Source organism: Acidocella sp. (genome assembly GCF_035535915.1).
In the GTDB taxonomy this organism is placed as follows: Bacteria; Pseudomonadota; Alphaproteobacteria; order Acetobacterales; family Acetobacteraceae; genus Acidocella.
Genome location: NZ_DATLPB010000042.1, coordinates 40,953 through 58,397, shown reverse-complemented (window position 1 = coordinate 58,397; position 17,445 = coordinate 40,953). Strand labels below are relative to the sequence as shown.

Below are 17,445 nucleotides of genomic sequence, written 5' to 3'. Positions count from 1 at the left end.
AGGCAGAGGCTTCCTTTATGCGCTCGTGGTGCGTTGGATTTGGAGCGGGAATTTCGTGATTAGCGTTTTCGAACTCTTCAAAATCGGCATTGGCCCATCTTCGTCGCACACGATGGGGCCGATGCGCGCGGCGCGGAACTTCGTTGAAACGCTGCGCCGGAACGGCCAGCTCGACATCACGGCGCGGGTGAAGACGGAATTGCTCGGCTCGCTCGCCTGGACTGGCAAGGGGCATGGCAGCGACAGGGCGGTGATCCTCGGCCTGGCCGGCGAGACGCCTGAAGAGGTCGACCCGGCGCAGGCCGAGGCACTGAGTCTCGCCGCCTCCACGGCGCACCGGCTACGCCTCGGCGGCACGCACGAGGTGGCGTGCGATCCCGCCCTGGACGTTGTTTTCGACTATGAAGCCCCCACGCCGCGCCACCCCAACACGCTCTGTTTCAGCGCTTATGCGGGCGACGGCCGCCTGTTGCTGGCGCAGCGCTGGTGCTCGGTGGGCGGCGGTTTCGTGCTGCCGGAGGACGCCGCCGACGCGCCGGACGAAGAGCAGCGCGGGGTGCCTTATCCGTTTAACACCGGCGCGGAGCTGCTGCGGCTTGGGAGTGAGACGGGCCTGTCGATTGCGCAGATGGTCCGTGCCAACGAATGCGCGTTGCGCCCGGAAGAGGAGCTGACGCGTTATCTCGACCGGATCATCGAAGTGATGATGGATACGGTCGAGCGCGGCATGAAGGGGCAGGGAATGTTGCCGGGCGCGCTCAAGGTCCGCCGCCGCGCCGCCGTGCTGCGCGAAAAGCTCGAAGCCGATGCCAGGCAGAACAACCTGGCCCCGCACACGATGATGGACTGGGTGAGCCTGTTCGCCATGGCGGTGAATGAGGAAAATGCCGCCGGCGGGCGGGTGGTGACCGCGCCGACCAACGGCGCCGCAGGCGTGGTGCCGGCGGTTCTGCGCTATTACCGTGAATTTTGTCCCGGCGCGACGCGTGAGGGGATGCACCGTTTTCTGCTGGTGGCCACCGCCATTGGCGGTTTGTTCAAGAAGAACGCATCCATCTCGGGTGCTGAGGTCGGCTGCCAGGGTGAGGTCGGCGTGGCCGCTTCGATGGCCGCCGCCGGGCTCGCCGAAGCGCTCGGCAGCAGCAATGAACAGATTGAAAACGCGGCCGAGATTGCCATGGAGCATCATCTGGGCATGACCTGCGACCCGATCGGCGGGCTCGTGCAGATCCCCTGCATCGAGCGCAATGCTTTCGGGGCCGGCAAGGCCATCAGCGCCGCCTCTCTGGCGCGGCGTGGCGATGGCGTGCATCGCGTGTCGTTCGATCACGTACTTGATGCGATGCGACACACGGGCCGGGATATGATGGCCAAATATAAAGAAACATCGCAAGGAGGACTTGCCCTCAACTTTGTGGAATGTTGAGGGCAGGGCGCAAACAATTTCATCGCGGTGAAGGCGCGCGCCGCACGCGGAATGAGGCTGCGGCCCGAAGCGCCGAATGCCGTCATCCGGCCCAGAGGTGTATCAAGATCTGGTGAAGTTCGTAACAAAACTCTGCAAAAAATTAAATAGAGTCTCATACGGACCCAAAATTATCCAATCATAACAAGGAGAAGTCGCGCTCGAAAAACATTGGCCGAAACTATGCCTGTAAAGCATATTGTTTGTTAATATTAATGCATTTGATACATGTTTTGCCCTTCGCTAGGTAGCCCCTGAATTCTGTGGAGCTGAGATGATGGGCTGGCCTATCTACCCGCGCGGACTGCGGCCGGAAATGCGCGTCGGTAAGGTGTTTGAGACGCTTGTGGAGGACCGCTTATGCTGAAGATGCGGCATAGCCTGTCCGGATTGGCTGTCGTGCTCGGCCTGGCTGGCTGCGGCTGGTATGTTGTCGGCGGCCAGAAGGTGGATGCCGCTTCTCCACCTGCGCCTGTGTCGGCGACTCCTGTGGCGGTGACGCAAGTCGCGCAGGGAAACGTGCCGGTCGAGCTGAGCGGTCTCGGCCATGTGCAAGCCTTTAATCAGGTGACGATCAAGCCCCAGGTTTCCGGCCAGATCACCCAGATCGACTATGAGCAGGGCCACGTCGTGCAAAAGGGCCAGTTGCTCGTGCAGATCGACCCTCGCCCGTTTCAGGCGAAGGTAAACCAGGATCAGGCCAATCTGGCGCGCGATCTGGCCCATCTTGCGAATGCCAGGACCAATCTCAATCGTGACCAGCCGCTCGCCCGCAGCGGGTTCGTCAGTGCCCAGCAGGCCGACACGCAGCAATCCATGGTCGCGCAGGAGCTGGCCGCGGTCGCCGCCGACAAGGCCGTCCTCGAACAGGACCAGCTGTCGCTGGACTATGCCTCCATCAAATCCCCCATTACTGGCGTCGCCGGATTGCGGCTGGTCGATATCGGCAATGTCGTGCAGCCCAGCGATCCCCAGGGCCTTGTGACCGTGACCCAGGTGACGCCAATCGCCATGCTCTTCACGTTGCCGCAGGCGGAACTGCCGGATGTACAGTCTGCCATGAACCATGACGGCGGCAGGCAGTTGACGGTCGAGGCATGGTCTGACGACGGCACCAGAAAGCTGGCGACCGGGTGTCTGACCGTGATCAACAACACCGTCGACGCTGCCAGCGGCACGATCACGCTGCGTGCCGTGTTCACCAACCAGGACGAAATGCTCTGGCCCGGCGAATTCGTGCAGGCCCGGCTGATCGTCAAGACGATCCCGAACGGGTTGACCGTACCGGCGGCGGTCATCCAGCGCGGCCCGAACGGGGCCTATGTCTGGGTCGTACCACATGACGATAAGGCCAAGGCGCAGCCGGTGACGGTCGGGCAACTGGTCAATGGGCAGGCGCTCGTCACATCCGGCCTGGCGAAGGGCGAAACGGTTGTCACGGATGGGCAATATGGGCTGACGCCGGGGGCGCCGGTGATGATCACATCCAACGATGCGGTCAATCCGCTGCAGAATGCGCAAACCCAGATGCTGGGCATTCAGCCTTGAGCACGTCCAAGACGACACAGGGCGGCATCTCGGCGCCGTTCATCCGGCATCCCGTGGCCACTGCCATGCTGATGATCGCGCTTCTGCTGGTTGGGGTCGTGGCGTACCGGACATTGCCGATCGCCTCATTGCCTGCGATCAACCAACCGACGATCCAGGTGACAGCGGACATGCCGGGCGACGATCCCCAGACCATGGCCTCCTCGGTGGCGACCCCGCTGGAGCGCCAGCTGGGCGAGATCCCCGGTCTGTCGCAGATGACCTCCTCGAGTGCGACCGGTTTTACCCAGATCACCTTGCAGTTCAACGCGTCACGGACGGTGGATTCCGCCGCGGAGGATGTGCAGGCGGCAATCAACGCCGCCGCGGGCGATTTGCCGAAAACCATGCCGACGCCACCGATCTACCGCAAAACCAATCCTGCCGACGCACCGGTTTTGCTGCTGGCGCTCACTTCGAAAACCCTGCCGCTGACGACGGTCGATGATTATGGCGAGAGCATTCTCGCGCAGAAAATCTCGCAGGTGTCTGGTGTGGGCCTTGTCAGCATCGGCGGGCAGCAAACACCGGCGATGCGGGTGGATGTCAACCCGGCGCAGCTCTCGGCCGTTGGCCTGACGCTCGAAGATGTCCGAACCGCGCTTGCCAATGTCACTGTCGACGATCCGAAAGGCATCTTGGAGGGCAGGACACAATCCTACGCCCTACAGACCAATGACCAGCTCACCCAGATCGACGCCTATAACAATACGATCATCGCTTATCGCAATGGCGCCCCGATCCGCATCCGCGATATCGGCCATGCCTCGATCGGCCCGGCCAATGATCAACTCGCCGCGTGGTACGACAAAACGCCGGCCATCATCATTGCCGTGCAGCGCCTGCCTGACGCCAATGTCATCCAGACGGTGGACCTGATCAAGAAAGAGTTGCCGCGGCTCGAAGCCTCGATGCCGCCGGGGGTCAAGGTGTCCATCGTGTCCGACCGGACCACGACGATCCGCGCGGCGGTCAGCGATGTGGAATTCACGCTCATCCTCACCATCGGCCTGGTGGTCATGAGCATTCTCGTCTTCTTGCGCAATTTATGGGCGACGATCATCCCCGGCGTCGCCGTGCCGCTCTCGATCATCGGTACCTTCGCGATCATGGCGGCCCTCGGGTTCTCTCTCGACAATCTTTCCCTCATGGGGCTTTCGATCGCCGTGGGCTTCGTCGTCGACGATGCCATCGTGATGGTCGAAAATATCGTGCACCACCTTGAGAAAGGGGAAACCCCGATCGAGGCCGCGTTGAATGGTGCCGGCGAGATCGGCTTTACGATTCTCTCCATCTCGATCTCGCTGATGGCAGTCTTCATTCCGCTGCTGCTGATGCATGGCATTGTCGGCATGCTGCTATATGAATTCGCCATCACGGTCGCCGCGGCGATCGCCGTCTCCACGGTCATCTCGCTCACGCTCACGCCAATGCTCTCGGCCGTGCTGCTGCGCGCGCCGCCGCCGGGCGGCGTGCGCCATGGCCGGGCATATATGATCCTCGAACACGGGTTTGAGAGGCTGACCGCCGGTTATGACCATTTGCTAAGCATCGTGCTGCGGCATCAGCGGATCACCCTGTCGGTATTGATCGGCACGATCCTGTTGACCGGCTATCTCTACGGCGCCGCTCCAAAAAGCTTTTTTCCGCAGCAGGATACCGGGTTGATTTTCGGCGTTACCGAGGGGGCGCAGGATATCTCGATCGCCGACCTCGCGGCCAAGCAGCAGAAAATCATCAGCATCATTCTGAAAGATCCGGCGGTGCAATCGGTCGCGAGCTATATCGGGCCGGGTGGCGCCAATCCCGCGCCCAACCAGGGCCGCATGTTCATCCAGTTGCAGCCGGAAGGCCATCGCGGCCCGCACGCCTCGGCGGATCAGGTGATCGCGCGCCTCAACAAGCAATTGCAAACCCAGGTCGGCATCACGCTCTATATGCAGGCGGCACAGGACATCACCATTGGCGGGCGCGTCGCCAAGACCCAGTATCAGTACACGCTGACCGATGTGAGCCTGCAGGAGCTGGACGCCTGGGCGCCACGCGTCGTCGCACGGCTGAGCAAAGTACCCGGCCTCACCGGCGTGACCAGCGACCAGGAGAGCAATGGCCTCGTACTTTCCGTGCAGGTCGACCGTGATGCGGCCGCGCGCCTTGGCATCAGCCTTGCCGATGTCGACAACACGCTTGACGATGCCTTCGGCCAGCGCCTTGCTTCAACGGTCTACACCACGCTCAACCAATATAACGTGCTGCTGGAAGTCGCTCCGCAATTCCGCAGAGGCCCGGATGCCTTGTCGTCGATTTATCTGCGCTCCAGCGCCGGACAGGCGGTGCCGCTCAGCGAGATCGCGCATATTGTTCCCACGACTGAACCGCTCGTCGTGAATCATCAGGGGCAGTTCCCCTCTGTGACCGTATCGTTCAACCTCGCACCGGGCATGGCCATCGGCACGGCGGTGACCAAGGCGACGGCGGCGATCCATGCCATGCACATGCCGGCCAGCATCCAGGGCGGATTCCAGGGCATCGCTGCGGCGTATGAATCAGCACTCTCGGGCCAGCTGGTGCTCATCCTTGCCGCCCTGATCGCGGTCTATCTCGTGCTCGGCATGCTGTATGAGAGTTTCATCGTGCCGATCACGATCCTCTCGACGTTGCCATCGGCGGGCCTCGGCGCCTTGCTGATTTTGAAACTCGCCAACATGCCGCTCGACATTATCGGCATCATCGGCATCGTCTTGCTCATCGGGATTGTGCAGAAAAACGGCATCATGATGGTCGATTTTGCGCTCCATGCCGAGCGAGCCGGAAAGACGCCGCTGGAAGCCGCGCGCGAAGCGTGCCTGTCGCGGTTCCGTCCGATCCTCATGACCACGACCTGCGCCATTCTGGGGGGCGTCCCCTTGATGCTCGGCACCGGCACCGGGTCCGAAATCCGCCAACCGCTCGGCTACACGATCGTCGGCGGGCTGCTGGTCAGCCAGGTGCTGACGCTGTTCACGACGCCGGTCATCTATCTCTACATGAACAAACTGTCGCAGCGATTGCGGCCCAGACATTCGGCCGCGACGGCGCGAGGCCAAGTGCGCGATGCCGCGAAGGGGGAGCTTCATTGACCGGTCAGACGATGGTAGACGCAAGCCTTCCCAAATCCCAAGCAATCGCCCGCGCGGCCCGGCGGATGCGGGGGCGGCCATGGGCCGCGGCGACGCTGTTGCTCGCCTCGACCGTGCTTTCGGGGTGTTCCGTGGGGCCGGCCTATCACCGTCCGGTGGTCGCCCTTCCGGCCCATTTCAGCGAGAGCCCGGCCAGCCACGCGGAATGGCCTTCCAAGGATTGGTGGGAGGGATTCGGTTCGCCGCAACTGGACGCCTATATCACCCAGGCGGATTCACAGAATTTTGACATTGCCGCCGCGATCGCCCGCGTTCAGGAAGCTGACGCGCAGGCGCGGATTGCCGGTGCTCCGTTGCTGCCATCGATCACCGGTGGCGGTGCCGCCAGCGTGGACCGTGTCATCAACACCAGAGCCGCCACGCCGAATGCGTATCACCTTGGCGATCTTGGCGTCGCTGCATCCTATGAAGTGGATTTCTGGGGCAAGAACCACGATACGCTGGAAGCCGCCAAACAAACGGCGATGGCTGCGGCGTATAACCGGCAGGTGATTGCGCTGACGGTGACCTCCAGCGTTGCCATGACCTATTTCCAAGCGCTGGCGCTGCAGGACCAGATTGTGGTTGCGCAGAATAACCTGGTGGCGGCGCAGCAGATGCTCACCGGCATTCAGATGGAGTTTGCAAGAGGCTTGACCACGGAGCTGAACATCCAGCAGCAGCAGACGGTCGTGGATACGCTCCGGGCGTCGATCCCGCCGCTGCAGTTGCAGCTGTCGCAGGCAACCGACAGCCTGGCCATTTTGCTTGGGGAACCGCCCGAATATATCAAGTTGCCATCGGGATCGTTGTCGGACCTCAAAATGCCGGGCGTGGCGCCGGGCCTGCCTGCCGATTTGCTGGCGCGGCGCCCCGATGTGCATGAGGCCGAGGCGGAACTGATCGCCGCGAATGCGAACATCAAGGCGGCGCGCGCGGCGTTCCTGCCCAGTTTCACGCTGACCGGACAATACGGGCTTGAATCCGTGGGGCTTGCGAGCTTCGCGCCGCCTACGGCGATCTTCGCGCTTGGCGCTGGCTTGGTGCAGCCGATTTTCGAAGGCGGCGCGCTCACGGGTCAGCTCGAATATAGCAAAGCGCGCGATGCCGAATTGCTGGATGACTATCGCAAGTCGATCGTTTCCGCACTCGGCAATGTTGAGGATGGCCTGGCTGCCGTGCAGAGGACCGGACAGCAGCTCTCCGAGCAGACGGATGTGGTGAAGACGGCGCAGCGCGCTTACGAGATTTCCGAAGCACAATATAAAGCCGGCACGATCGACCTGCTCACGGTGCTGACGACGGAAACCGCCTTGTTCCAGGCGCAGCAAATGTTCATTCAAGTGCGCCTTGCACATGTGCAAGCGCTGGTGGGCCTGTTCCAGGCATTGGGTGGAGGTTGGCAGAGCAGCCTCACCTAGAGCCAACGCGGCTGGCGGTGGCGGCCCCAGAAAAACCTCTGGCGCTGGCGGCCGGTAGCCAAGCGACGAGAATGCGGCCGGATGGTATTGTACTGGAAAAGCTTGAACCTGCCGTCTCGACGGCGGGTGTCGCGGCGTTAGGGAAGCTTGATGGCACGGTCATCGCCCGCTATAAGGGCAGCGCCGGCGAACGCTCGTTAGTACGAACGTTCATTAGTATAGCTTCGTATAGTTTAAGGCTTCCGGCAACGTGCCGGGATGGTTGTGAGGTGCGCGCCTGATTGGCGCGCCGGGGCGCGCTGCGGGATTTTGCGGCACCGCGTATATGAGAAGGAATTCTAAAATGGCCCAGCAAACGACTGGCAAGCCGATCACGATCAACGTGAATGGTCGTGATCATGTGATCGATGCACCACCCGACAGCATGCTGCTTTACGCGCTGCGCGACAATCTCGGCCTGCGAGGCCCGAAATTCGGCTGCGGGTTGTCCGAGTGCGGTGCCTGCACCGTCATCTTGAATGGCAACGCCACCCATTCCTGCATCATGCCGCTCGCGGCGGCCGAAGGCCAGAAGATCACCACGCTCGAGGGTCTTGGCACGAAGGAGACGCCGAACAGACTGCAGGAAGCCTTTATCGAGGAACAGGCCGCCCAATGCGGCTACTGTATCGGCGGCATGATCATGACCGCACAGGCCCTGCTCGACCGCAATCCGAATCCTACCCGCGATGACATCAAGCAAGCGCTGGACGGCAATCTGTGCCGCTGCGGCACCCATATGCGCATCCTGCGCGCGGTGGAACGCGTCGCCAACAGCAATCCGGCAACCGGCACGGGAACGAAGTCATGAACGAGATCTCCCCGACTCTTGGCCGGCGCGGCCTTTTCAAACTCTCGGGTGGCCTCGTCGTCGCCTTCAGCCTGTTCAACCCGGCCGATGTGCGGGCCGCGCCCGGCGCGGCGCAAGCGGCGGGGGCCGGACCGATCCCGGGCGGCGTGCCGCCTGACGCCGGTGAGCTCTTTGCCTGGCTCGCGGTGCATCCCGACAACACCGTCACGCTCTTCACGGGTAAGGTCGATGTCGGCACCGGTGCTGAGACCGCGCTCGCGCAGATCGCGGCCGAGGAGCTGTATTTCCCGGTCGACCGGCTCAATGTCGTGATGGGCACGACCTCCGTCACGGTGAACCAGGGTCCATCCTATGGCAGCCGCACGATCCGCTATGCTGGCCCGCAGATCCGCCATGCGGCGGCGGCCGGCAAGGCGGCGCTGTTCGATCTCGCAGCCGAGCATTTCAAGGTCGACGCAAGCGCGCTTGTCGTCGCGAACGGCATCATCTCGGTGAACGGCGCGCCGTCCCGCTCGATCAGCTACGGCAAGCTCGTCGATGGCAAGAAGCTCACCATGGAGATCGGCGCCACCGGCAAGAGCTTCGACATGGTCGTGGCCCCGCAGGCGAAGCTGAAGGACCCCGCGACCTACACGATCGTCGGGACATCCGTGAAGCGCAAGGACATCCCGGCGAAGATCACCGCCACCTACACCTACATCCAGGACCTCAAGGTTCCGGGCATGCTGCATGGCCGCGTTGTGCGCCCCTACGGCGTCGGCGCCACGCTGCTCAGCGTGGATGAGACCGGGCTCAAGGACATTCCGGGTTTCGTGCAGGTGGTCCGGCGCGACAACTTCCTTGGCGTTGTCGCCGAGACGGAGTGGGGCGCGATTCAGGCGTCGCAAATGCTCGGCTCGGTGCTCGACCCACAAAGCCCGACTTCCAGCCAGGCCAAATGGTCGGATTGGAATGGCCTGCCGGAGCAGGATAAGATCTGGGACACGGTGCGGGCCGCGCCCGGCACCGATATGGAAGTCTCCCGCAACGGCGATGTCGATGCGGTGTTGAAGACCGCGGCGAAGACCTTCAAGGCGACGTTCCAGACGCCGTTCCAGATGCACGGCTCGATCGGCCCGTCCTGCGCCGTTGTCGATGTGAAGGATGATCGCTGCATCATCTATTCCGGCACGCAGATGCCGCACGAGGCGCGCCACGTCACCGCGAAGCTGCTCGGCATTCCGGCCGACCGCGTCGAGCTCATCTGGTACGGTGCGCCGGGCGCTTATGGCCGCAACGGCCTCGACCATGCGATCGCGGATGCCGCGATCATGTCGCAGGCGGTCGGCCGTCCGGTACGCGTGCAGTGGATGCGCTGGGACGAGCATGGCTGGGAACCGAAAGGCCCGGCCATCGTGCAGGATCTGGAAGGCGCGGTGGACCATCAGGGCAACGTGATCGCCTGGCGCCACCATATGTGGCTGCCGACCTCGATGGACACGCGGCTGATCGCGGCGGCGCTGATCGGCAAGCCGGATATCGTGGGCTCGGCCGGTGTGGGCACGCCCGCGATCACCTATGCGTATCAGTTCCCGAACACCGACGTCGCGGACCATGCCGAGGGCAAGGTGGCGCTGCTGACCGCCTGGCTGCGCTCGCCCGCGCAGTTCGAGACCACCTTCGCGATGGAAGCCTTCATCGATGAAATGGCCGCGGAGACCGGCCAGGACCCGATCGACTTCCGTTTGAAGCATCTGAGCGATCCCCGCGCGATCGCGGTGCTGCAGGCGGCGGCGAAGCTCTATGGCTGGGAGAAGCGGCCGGTACGCGGCAAGCGTCCGGCAGCCGGCAGCGGCCCGGTCACCGGCCGCGGTGTCGCCTGGGTCAATCGCGACGATGCCCGTGTGGCGACAATCGCGGATGTCACGGTGGATCCAAGCTCCGGCCAGATCAAGGTGACGCGCGTGGTCGTCGCGCATGATTGCGGGCTGGTGATCAACCCCGATGGTCTCAGGAACCAGATCGAGGGCAACATCGTCCAGTCGATCAGCCGCACGCTGCACGAGGAGGTGACGTTCGACCGCGCGCATGTGACGAGCCGCGACTGGTACGGTTATCCGATCCTGCGCTTTCATGAGGTTCCGGACAGCATCGACATCGTGTTCGTGAACAACACGCCGGAATACCCTTCCTATGGCGGGGGGGAGCCGGCGACCTGCCCGACCGCGGCGGTGATCAGCAACGCCGTGTTCGACGCGATCGGCGTACGCCTGCGTCAAACGCCGTTCCGTCCGGAACGGGTGAAGGCCACGATCGCCTGATCGTCTGCCGGAGGCATCGACGCGGCCGGGGTAACGGCGTTACCCCGGCCGCACAAAGCGTCCCAAACGCTAACGAAAGCAAACCGACATTTGCGGCCACCTCAGAGGGGCCGATGTGACGAAAGGGAGAGCGCCTTGCGGCGTCTCCCCTGCACCCGCCCCGGCCGTTCGCCTCGCTTACGGCGTGCTCTTCGCCGGAGGTGCCTTGAGCGCGCCGCGGAGGCTTGTCACCTGCGAAGCGTCGGCCGGTCCGCCTTTATTGCCCCAGCTCGACCGGATGTAAGTGACCACATCGGCGACTTCGCGATCGCTCAAGCGGCTCGCAAATCCCGGCATGACGGCCGGCATCGGCGCGCCCTGAGTGGGCGGCATCGTCGAGCCGGACAGGATGATATGAATGAGCGAGACGGGGTTTTGGCTGTTCACCACAGGATTGCCTGCCAAGGCGGGGAACATGCCGCTAAAGCCCGTACCGGTCGGCATATGGCAGGCCGCGCAGTTTGCGGCATAGACATTCGCACCGCGCGCCGGAGCGGTCGTGGCGGCTGCTTGCGCCATCGCCGGTTCATAAGTGAGGCCCGACTGCGGCCCTTCGATCGCCGGTCCCGCCGGGGGCAGAGATTTCAGGAAACGGGCGATGGCTTCGAGATCCGACGTCTGCAGATGCTGCGTGCTGTCCTCGACCACATCTGTCATGCCCCCGAACGCGGTGGCGTGGCTGTTGCGGCCGGTCTTCAGAAACGTGACGATGTCCGCCTCGCTCCAGCTGCCGAGGCCGGTCAGCGCATCGCCGCGCAGATCGCTGGCGAGGTAGTGATCCACCACGCCACCGGAAAGGTAATGTTCCCCTTGCTGAGGGGTCAATGCCAATTCCTGCAGGCCGATCCCCCGATCCGTGTGGCATGTGCCGCAATGCTCCGGCCCCTCGACGAGATACGCGCCGCGGTTGATCACCGGATCGCTGCTCAGCGTCGCGGCATGGGTCGTCACCGTTGGGGCAAACGCCCAGCGCCAATATGTCAGCGGCCAACGCATCGAGAGCGGCCAGGCAATGGCTTCAGGCTTGTCCGGCTGAGATACGGGCTTAACGCTGTTCATGAGATAGGCATAAAGCGCCTGAGTGTCAGCGTCGCTCATATGCGCATAAGAGGGGAACGGCATCGCCGGATACAAAGCCTCTCCATCCGGCCGTATGCCGCGGCGTACCGCACGCTCGAATGCGCCATAGGTATAATTGCCGATGCCCGTGGCTTTGTCGGGGGTGATGTTGCTTGTAAACACGGTGCCGATCGGCGTTGCGATCGGTAAGCCGCCTGCTAACGCCTGGCCTCCCGGCGCCGTATGGCAAGCCGCGCAATCGCCTGCCACAGCCACATAGGCGCCGCGCTGCAACAGTTCCGGCGTGACCGGCACCGTGAGCGTGGCTGAAGCATCGCCCCCGGTCCCACCAAATGCTTTGGCCGTGCCGACAGCAGCGCACAGGCCCAAGGCGCCAACGATAACCAGCCCTCCTGCGATACGCAGCGGTGTGGCGCGCAAATTATTCGGCATGTTCATTCGTTATTCCTAATCTGATCCCCGGGCTCGTTCTCTTTTATCGCCAATGCCGCGTTACAGCTTTACACGAGCGTAAGATGGCTCCAAGTGATTTCATGATAACGGGCTGGTTTAAAAGTTTCGAAAAAAACAGGAGATTTTTAGCTAATATCATGTGAGTCTGACTTGGAAAAGCTTGAGCCAGGTTGAGAATTGATACGCCTTACGGTATTTTTCCTAACGTTATTCTATCTGATTGGAGAAGTCCCAATGAAGTTCCTACGATATTCCTTTGCTCCGATCGCATTGCTGTTGATGGCTGCGGCGCCGAATGGGCAATCTATCGCGCAAAACGGCAACAATAACGGCGCGATGTCCTGTGCCTCCTGCCATGGGGCGACCTTCGGCGGCAACCCCGCGCTCCAGGCGCCGGCACTGGCCGGGCTTCCCGCGCCGACGATTCTGACGGCGCTCAATAATTTTGCGAGCAACCCGTCAAGCAACCCCATGATGCACCAGGTTGCCTCTGCACTCGCCCCGGACGAGCGCCAGGCCGTGGCGACCTATCTTTCCGGATTGAAAAAGGCCGACTGATTTTCCGTCTGTCTGCGGGCGATGCCTGCGGACGGATGCGGTGTAAGAAACGGTGCTGTGTCCTTCTCAAAAAAAGGCCACAGCACTTTTTTTCACATTGACCTCGCTTCCGGCGGCAGCGCCGCCGGAAGCGAGGTCAGAACATCACGCCGGGATTGCCGCCTTCACGACATCCGGGGTGAACGGCATGGAGCGCACGCGCCCGCCGGTCGCGGCGAAAATCGCATTCGAGACGGCCGGCGGCACCACCGCGGTGGTGGCCTCGCCGACGCCCCAAGGCGGACTGTCCGGACGATCGATCAGATCGATCACAATCTCCGGAATTTCCGGGAAAGTGATGATCGAATAGGTCGACCAGTCGAGGCTCGTCACCATGCGCCGGTCGAAAGTCACACGCTCCTTCATCGTGCGGCTCAACGTCTGGATCACATTGCCCTCGATCTGGTTGCGCGTTCCGTCCGGGTTGATCACCTGGCCGCAATCCTGAACGATGAAGAACCGCTTCACCTGCACCGCGCCGCTGGAACGGTCCACGGCGACTTCCGCCACGGCCGCCACATAGGTGCGATCCATCTCGTATTTGAGATAGGAGAGGCCGTAGCCGGTGGCGATCGCGGCATGCGGGTCGGCTTTCGGCCGATGGCGCCAGCCGGATATATCCGCGACCCGCTGCAGCGTCGCAATACCGCGCGGATCGTCCATCATCGTCTGCAGGCGCAGATCCAGCGGATCGACGCCGGATGCCACGGCGATCTCATCCAGGAACGACTCGTTGGCGAAGCTGTTCTGCATCCGCCCGGGCGTGCGCAGCCAGCCCGGCCGCAGCGGCGTGCTGGCAAGCCGACGCGCCGTCGTCTTGATGTTCGGGAAGCGGTACGGGATCTGCGTATTGTTGAGAATACCCCCCGGATTCATCCCGCCATCGCTCGGTAAACCGGCAAGGTCGGCGCCCAGCAGCGTGACATTCCCATTCCCCGTCGTGTCCGGATACCAGAACAGGGCATTCCAGGCCTGCACCTTGCCCGAGGCATCGAGCCCGGCTTCCATGTCGATCACCGTCGGCGGCGATTTCGGGTCCCACCCATGCTCGTCCTGGCGCATCCACTGCACGCGCACCGGCTTGCCCAGCGCCTGCGCCATCAGCGCGGCATCGGCGCCCACATCCTCGAAGCCGTTGCGGCCATAGCAGCCGGCGCCGGCGATATAGATGCACCGCACATTTTCCGGCTTCATGTTCAGCATTGCCGCCAGCTGCTTGCGCAGATTGTGGCTCGACTGCGCGGGCGTCCACAACGTCATCACCCCATCTTCCATCGCCGCCACCGAGCAGGACGGGCCGATCGAGCCATGGGTCTGGATTGCGATCTCGTAGGTCGCCTTCAGCTTGCGCGGCGCGGCCGCAAGGGCGGAGTCGACATCGCCGACCGCGCTCGACACCTGGTCGCGCGCCACCTGGGTGCTGCGCACATAATCATAGAGCTTGTCCTGGTCCGGCAGGTTCTGCACATCCGACCAGGTCGCCTTCAACGACCGCGCGGCCTTGATCGCCGCCCACTCATCGGGGGCGGCAACCGCCAGGAAATTGCCCTTGCGCACGATCTGCACCGAGGCCGGCACCGAGCTGTGGTCGACCGAGAGCAAGGTCGCGCCCACCGCGGGCGGACGGATCACCCGGCCATGCAGCATGCCGGGAAGGCGAAAATCCTGCACATAGGTGAAGGTCGCGAAAATTTTTGGCGGAATGTCCACGCGCGGCACGGATTTACCGACGATGGTGTAATCCGCGGGCGATTTCAGCGGCGCGGCATTGTCCACATTGAGCGTGAGCGGCTTCCAGGCGGGCAGCAGTTCGCCATAGGTGACCGAACCGCCGGCGGCGGCACGCACCACGCCGTCCTTGACGCTCAACGCCGAAACCGGCGCCTTCAGGTGGCTCGCGGCGAGCGTTAGCAATTCGCGACGCGCAGTCGCGGCGGCATGACGGACCTGCATGCCGCCGGCCTGCACCGACATGCTGCCATTGGTCGGGCCCTGGTCCGGGGTAAGCGCGGTGTCGCCCTGGATCATCGTCACCGCGGAGAACGGCACATCGAGTTCCTCGGCGAGGATCTGCATGAAGGCGGTCTGCACGCCGGTGCCGAGATCGACCTTGCCGGCATAGAGCGTGACCCGGCCACGCCGGTCGATGGCGATGTAGCTCTCGACGATGGTCGGGGAGATCGGCTTGCCGCCAAAGCCGGCGGTGGGGATGGCGGCGGCATTAACCTGTGCCAGCGCGCGGCCGGCGGGCAGGGAAAAGCTGACGACGAGACCTGCGGCGGCCTGCGCCAGGCGGCGGCGGCTGATAGTGGCGTTCATGTCTGCGTTTCCTTCGTTAGCTTACTGACGCGCGCATGACCGCGCGGACGATCCGCGCGTGCGTGCCACATTTGCAGAGATTGTTCGCCAAGGCCTCCTTGACGTCATGCTCCGTCGGATGCGGGTTCTGCGCAAGGAACGACGCGGACTGCATGATCATGCCGTTGATGCAGTAGCCGCATTGTGCAGCTTGCTCTTCCACGAACGAGGTCTGCAGCGGATGCGGATGCTCCGGCGTGCCGAGCCCTTCCAGCGTCACCACCTTGCTCGTGCCGACGGCCGAGAGCGGATACACGCAGGAGCGGGTCGCCTGGCCATCGATGTGCACGGTGCAGGCACCGCATTCCGCCATGCCGCAGCCGAAGCGGGGACCGTGCAAATGTAGATGGTCACGCAGCACATAGAGCAAGGGGGTGCTCGGGTCATCGATTTCGATGTGATGAACCTTGCCATTCACGGTTAGAGTCTCTGTCGGCATTCTTAGGCACTCCCACAATTATGACAGCCAACCTGCATTAAAACCTATCAATTGATCAAGGTCGTCAATGACGTTCAGGGGCGCATACTGCGCATGTGAGGTAGTCCCAAAAACCCCGGCCGGTTGCTTTTGTGCGCCGTTGGCGGGGAGCGGATCGTGCTTTTGAGGGCCCGATATGACGAAGCCAGGCACTCGGTGCCTGGCTGGTTTCGTACTTGGCGGTCAGGCAGGCGCGCCGAGGGCGCGGCACCCCAGACCCATTAAGGCAAAGCTGGTGCCGGCGCAGACGTCTCCTGCCACCCTCCGCCCAGCGCTTTGTAGAGCGTAAGGCTATTCTGCTGTGCTGCGAGCTTCAGGCTGACCAAAGTGAGCCGGGCACTGAACAAGGCATTTTCCGCCACCAGAACATTGAGGTAATTATCCACGCCGGCTCGAAAGCGCATATCGGCGAGCTGGTAATAGCGGCTGTCGGCATCCACCAGATTCTGCTGCGCCTGCACCTGCGCGACATAGGTCCCGCGGGCATTCAACGCATCGGCAACGTCATGGAAGGCCGACTGGATCGTTTTTTCGTATGCCGCGATTTCAATATTCCTTTCGACCCTGGCCATATCGAGATTGGCGATGTTCTGGCCCGCGGCGAAGATCGGCACGGTGATCGAAGGGTCAAACAGCCAGGACCCCGACGCCGGGCCAAACAGATGATTAAGCCCGGAACTGGCGGTGCCTCCGTTGGCCGTAATGGTGATGGAGGGGAAAAACGCCGCGCGCGCGGCGCCGATATTGGCGTTGGCGGCAAGCAACACATGCTCGGCCGAACGGATGTCAGGCCGCCGTTCCAGCAGGTCGGAAGGCAAGCCCGCCGGCAGGTCAGGCAATGCCGGAGACGCATCCAGCCCCGGGACCGCACTCATCTGCGCAAGCAACCCATGGGGGATCGGCGCGCCGGCCAGCAGCACCAGCTCGTCCATGTCCTCGGCCACTTGGCGCGTGTAGAGCGCCACCATGGCCTGGGCCGTGTCGAGCGTGGTTTGCGCTTGGGCAACATCCATCGCCGTATCGATGCCATGGGTCGCCGACATTTGCGTCAGTTGCAAGGAATGCGCCTGCACCGCCATCGTGTCCTGCGAGATCTGCAACGATTCCCGATCTGCCAGCCACGTATAATATTCCGAGCTGACCTCGGCGACGAGCATGATTTGCGTGCTGAGCGCCGTGTCCGCGTCGCTGAGATAGGTCTCGTGCGCGGCTTTCGCCTGGCTGCGGATTTTGCCGAACAAATCGAGCTCCCATGAAACCGCGCCAACGCCCAGGCTATAGTCGCGATAATTCAGCGGGGTGGCTGTGCCCATAACATCCGCAGGGGTATGGTAGACATTCCGCCCGGCGGTCGCATCAACCATCGGAAACAAATTGGCGCGGTCGACGCGGTATTGCGCCTGTGCCGCCTGCACGTTCAGCGTGGCGACCCGCAAATCCCGGTTATTGGCGAGGCTGAGCGCGATCAGCCCTTGCAAGGCGGGGTCACAAAAGAAATTTCGCCAGCCTATATCGGCCGCCGCAGTGCCGCTCCCGGCGGGTCCGGCACTGGCCGGCCATTCCGGGGAGACCGGTAAAGCGGGGCGCTTATAAACGGGGATCAGCGAGCAGCCCGAAAGCAAGCCAAGCAGCGCCGTGGTGGCAAGGGAATGGCGCATG

11 protein-coding genes are annotated in these 17,445 nt (G+C 62.9%); 7 read left to right on the top strand and 4 right to left on the bottom strand.

Annotation, left to right across the window (positions count from 1 at the left end; translation table 11 throughout):
* The first annotated feature begins 55 nt into the window (after window positions 1–55).
* The 6 genes from VNC39_RS05370 to VNC39_RS05345 all read left to right on the top strand — a co-directional run bounded on the left by VNC39_RS05370 (window position 56) and on the right by VNC39_RS05345 (window position 10,781).
* On the top strand, window positions 56–1,426 hold the full coding sequence (locus VNC39_RS05370; protein WP_325396936.1) for an L-serine ammonia-lyase: 1,371 nt from the start codon (window positions 56–58) through the stop codon (window positions 1,424–1,426).
* 399 nt (window positions 1,427–1,825) lie between these two features.
* Window positions 1,826–3,013 carry an efflux RND transporter periplasmic adaptor subunit gene (locus tag VNC39_RS05365; RefSeq protein ID WP_325396935.1) on the top strand — a complete coding sequence of 396 codons (1,188 nt, stop codon included), beginning with the start codon at window positions 1,826–1,828 and terminating at the stop codon, window positions 3,011–3,013.
* Window positions 3,010–6,171 (top strand): efflux RND transporter permease subunit, encoded by a 3,162-nt coding sequence (locus VNC39_RS05360; protein ID WP_325396933.1) that lies wholly within the window; start codon window positions 3,010–3,012, stop codon window positions 6,169–6,171. Before VNC39_RS05365 ends, VNC39_RS05360 begins: the two co-directional genes overlap by 4 nt.
* Window positions 6,168–7,631, top strand: a complete 1,464-nt coding sequence (locus VNC39_RS05355) for an efflux transporter outer membrane subunit (RefSeq protein ID WP_325396931.1) — start codon at window positions 6,168–6,170, stop codon at window positions 7,629–7,631. Before VNC39_RS05360 ends, VNC39_RS05355 begins: the two co-directional genes overlap by 4 nt.
* Window positions 7,632–7,974: 343 nt before the next feature.
* On the top strand, window positions 7,975–8,481 hold the full coding sequence (locus tag VNC39_RS05350; RefSeq protein ID WP_325396929.1) for a (2Fe-2S)-binding protein: 507 nt from the start codon (window positions 7,975–7,977) through the stop codon (window positions 8,479–8,481).
* Window positions 8,478–10,781, top strand: coding sequence for a xanthine dehydrogenase family protein molybdopterin-binding subunit (locus VNC39_RS05345; RefSeq protein WP_325396928.1), 2,304 nt, complete (start codon window positions 8,478–8,480; stop codon window positions 10,779–10,781). Before VNC39_RS05350 ends, VNC39_RS05345 begins: the two co-directional genes overlap by 4 nt.
* A gap of 177 nt (window positions 10,782–10,958) precedes the next feature.
* Here VNC39_RS05345 and VNC39_RS05340 read toward each other — a convergent pair whose 3' ends face one another.
* Window positions 10,959–12,338: a cytochrome c gene (locus VNC39_RS05340; protein WP_325396926.1), complete on the bottom strand. Its 1,380-nt coding sequence runs from the start codon at window positions 12,336–12,338 to the stop codon at window positions 10,959–10,961.
* Between the two features lie 249 nt (window positions 12,339–12,587).
* Between VNC39_RS05340 and VNC39_RS05335 the strand changes: the two genes are divergently transcribed.
* The gene (locus tag VNC39_RS05335) at window positions 12,588–12,911 is read left to right on the top strand and encodes a c-type cytochrome (RefSeq protein ID WP_325396924.1); all 324 of its coding nucleotides are present in this window, start codon (window positions 12,588–12,590) and stop codon (window positions 12,909–12,911) included.
* A 144-nt stretch (window positions 12,912–13,055) separates the two neighbouring features.
* On the opposite strand, the gene VNC39_RS05330 is transcribed toward VNC39_RS05335, so the two are convergent.
* From VNC39_RS05330 to VNC39_RS05320, 3 genes are all read right to left on the bottom strand, one after another.
* The gene (locus VNC39_RS05330) at window positions 13,056–15,269 is read right to left on the bottom strand and encodes a xanthine dehydrogenase family protein molybdopterin-binding subunit (protein WP_325396922.1); all 2,214 of its coding nucleotides are present in this window, start codon (window positions 15,267–15,269) and stop codon (window positions 13,056–13,058) included.
* Window positions 15,270–15,285: 16 nt separating this feature from the next.
* Window positions 15,286–15,747 carry a (2Fe-2S)-binding protein gene (locus VNC39_RS05325; RefSeq protein WP_325396920.1) on the bottom strand — a complete coding sequence of 154 codons (462 nt, stop codon included), beginning with the start codon at window positions 15,745–15,747 and terminating at the stop codon, window positions 15,286–15,288.
* A gap of 260 nt (window positions 15,748–16,007) precedes the next feature.
* Entirely contained in the window at window positions 16,008–17,444 is a 1,437-nt protein-coding gene (locus VNC39_RS05320) for an efflux transporter outer membrane subunit (protein ID WP_325396918.1), read from the bottom strand.
* Window position 17,445: the final 1 nt, after the last annotated feature.

What these genes read in the sequence shown, in the direction of transcription:
- VNC39_RS05365 (WP_325396935.1), top strand. Translation starts at nt 1,826, where the DNA reads ATGCTGAAGATGCGGCATAGCCTGTCCGGATTGGCTGTCGTGCTCGGC.
- VNC39_RS05350 (WP_325396929.1), top strand. Translation starts at nt 7,975, where the DNA reads ATGGCCCAGCAAACGACTGGCAAGCCGATCACGATCAACGTGAATGGT.
- VNC39_RS05345 (WP_325396928.1), top strand. Translation starts at nt 8,478, where the DNA reads ATGAACGAGATCTCCCCGACTCTTGGCCGGCGCGGCCTTTTCAAACTC.
- VNC39_RS05340 (WP_325396926.1), bottom strand. Translation starts at nt 12,338, where the DNA reads ATGAACATGCCGAATAATTTGCGCGCCACACCGCTGCGTATCGCAGGA.
- VNC39_RS05335 (WP_325396924.1), top strand. Translation starts at nt 12,588, where the DNA reads ATGAAGTTCCTACGATATTCCTTTGCTCCGATCGCATTGCTGTTGATG.
- VNC39_RS05330 (WP_325396922.1), bottom strand. Translation starts at nt 15,269, where the DNA reads ATGAACGCCACTATCAGCCGCCGCCGCCTGGCGCAGGCCGCCGCAGGT.
- VNC39_RS05325 (WP_325396920.1), bottom strand. Translation starts at nt 15,747, where the DNA reads ATGCCGACAGAGACTCTAACCGTGAATGGCAAGGTTCATCACATCGAA.
- VNC39_RS05320 (WP_325396918.1), bottom strand. Translation starts at nt 17,444, where the DNA reads ATGCGCCATTCCCTTGCCACCACGGCGCTGCTTGGCTTGCTTTCGGGC.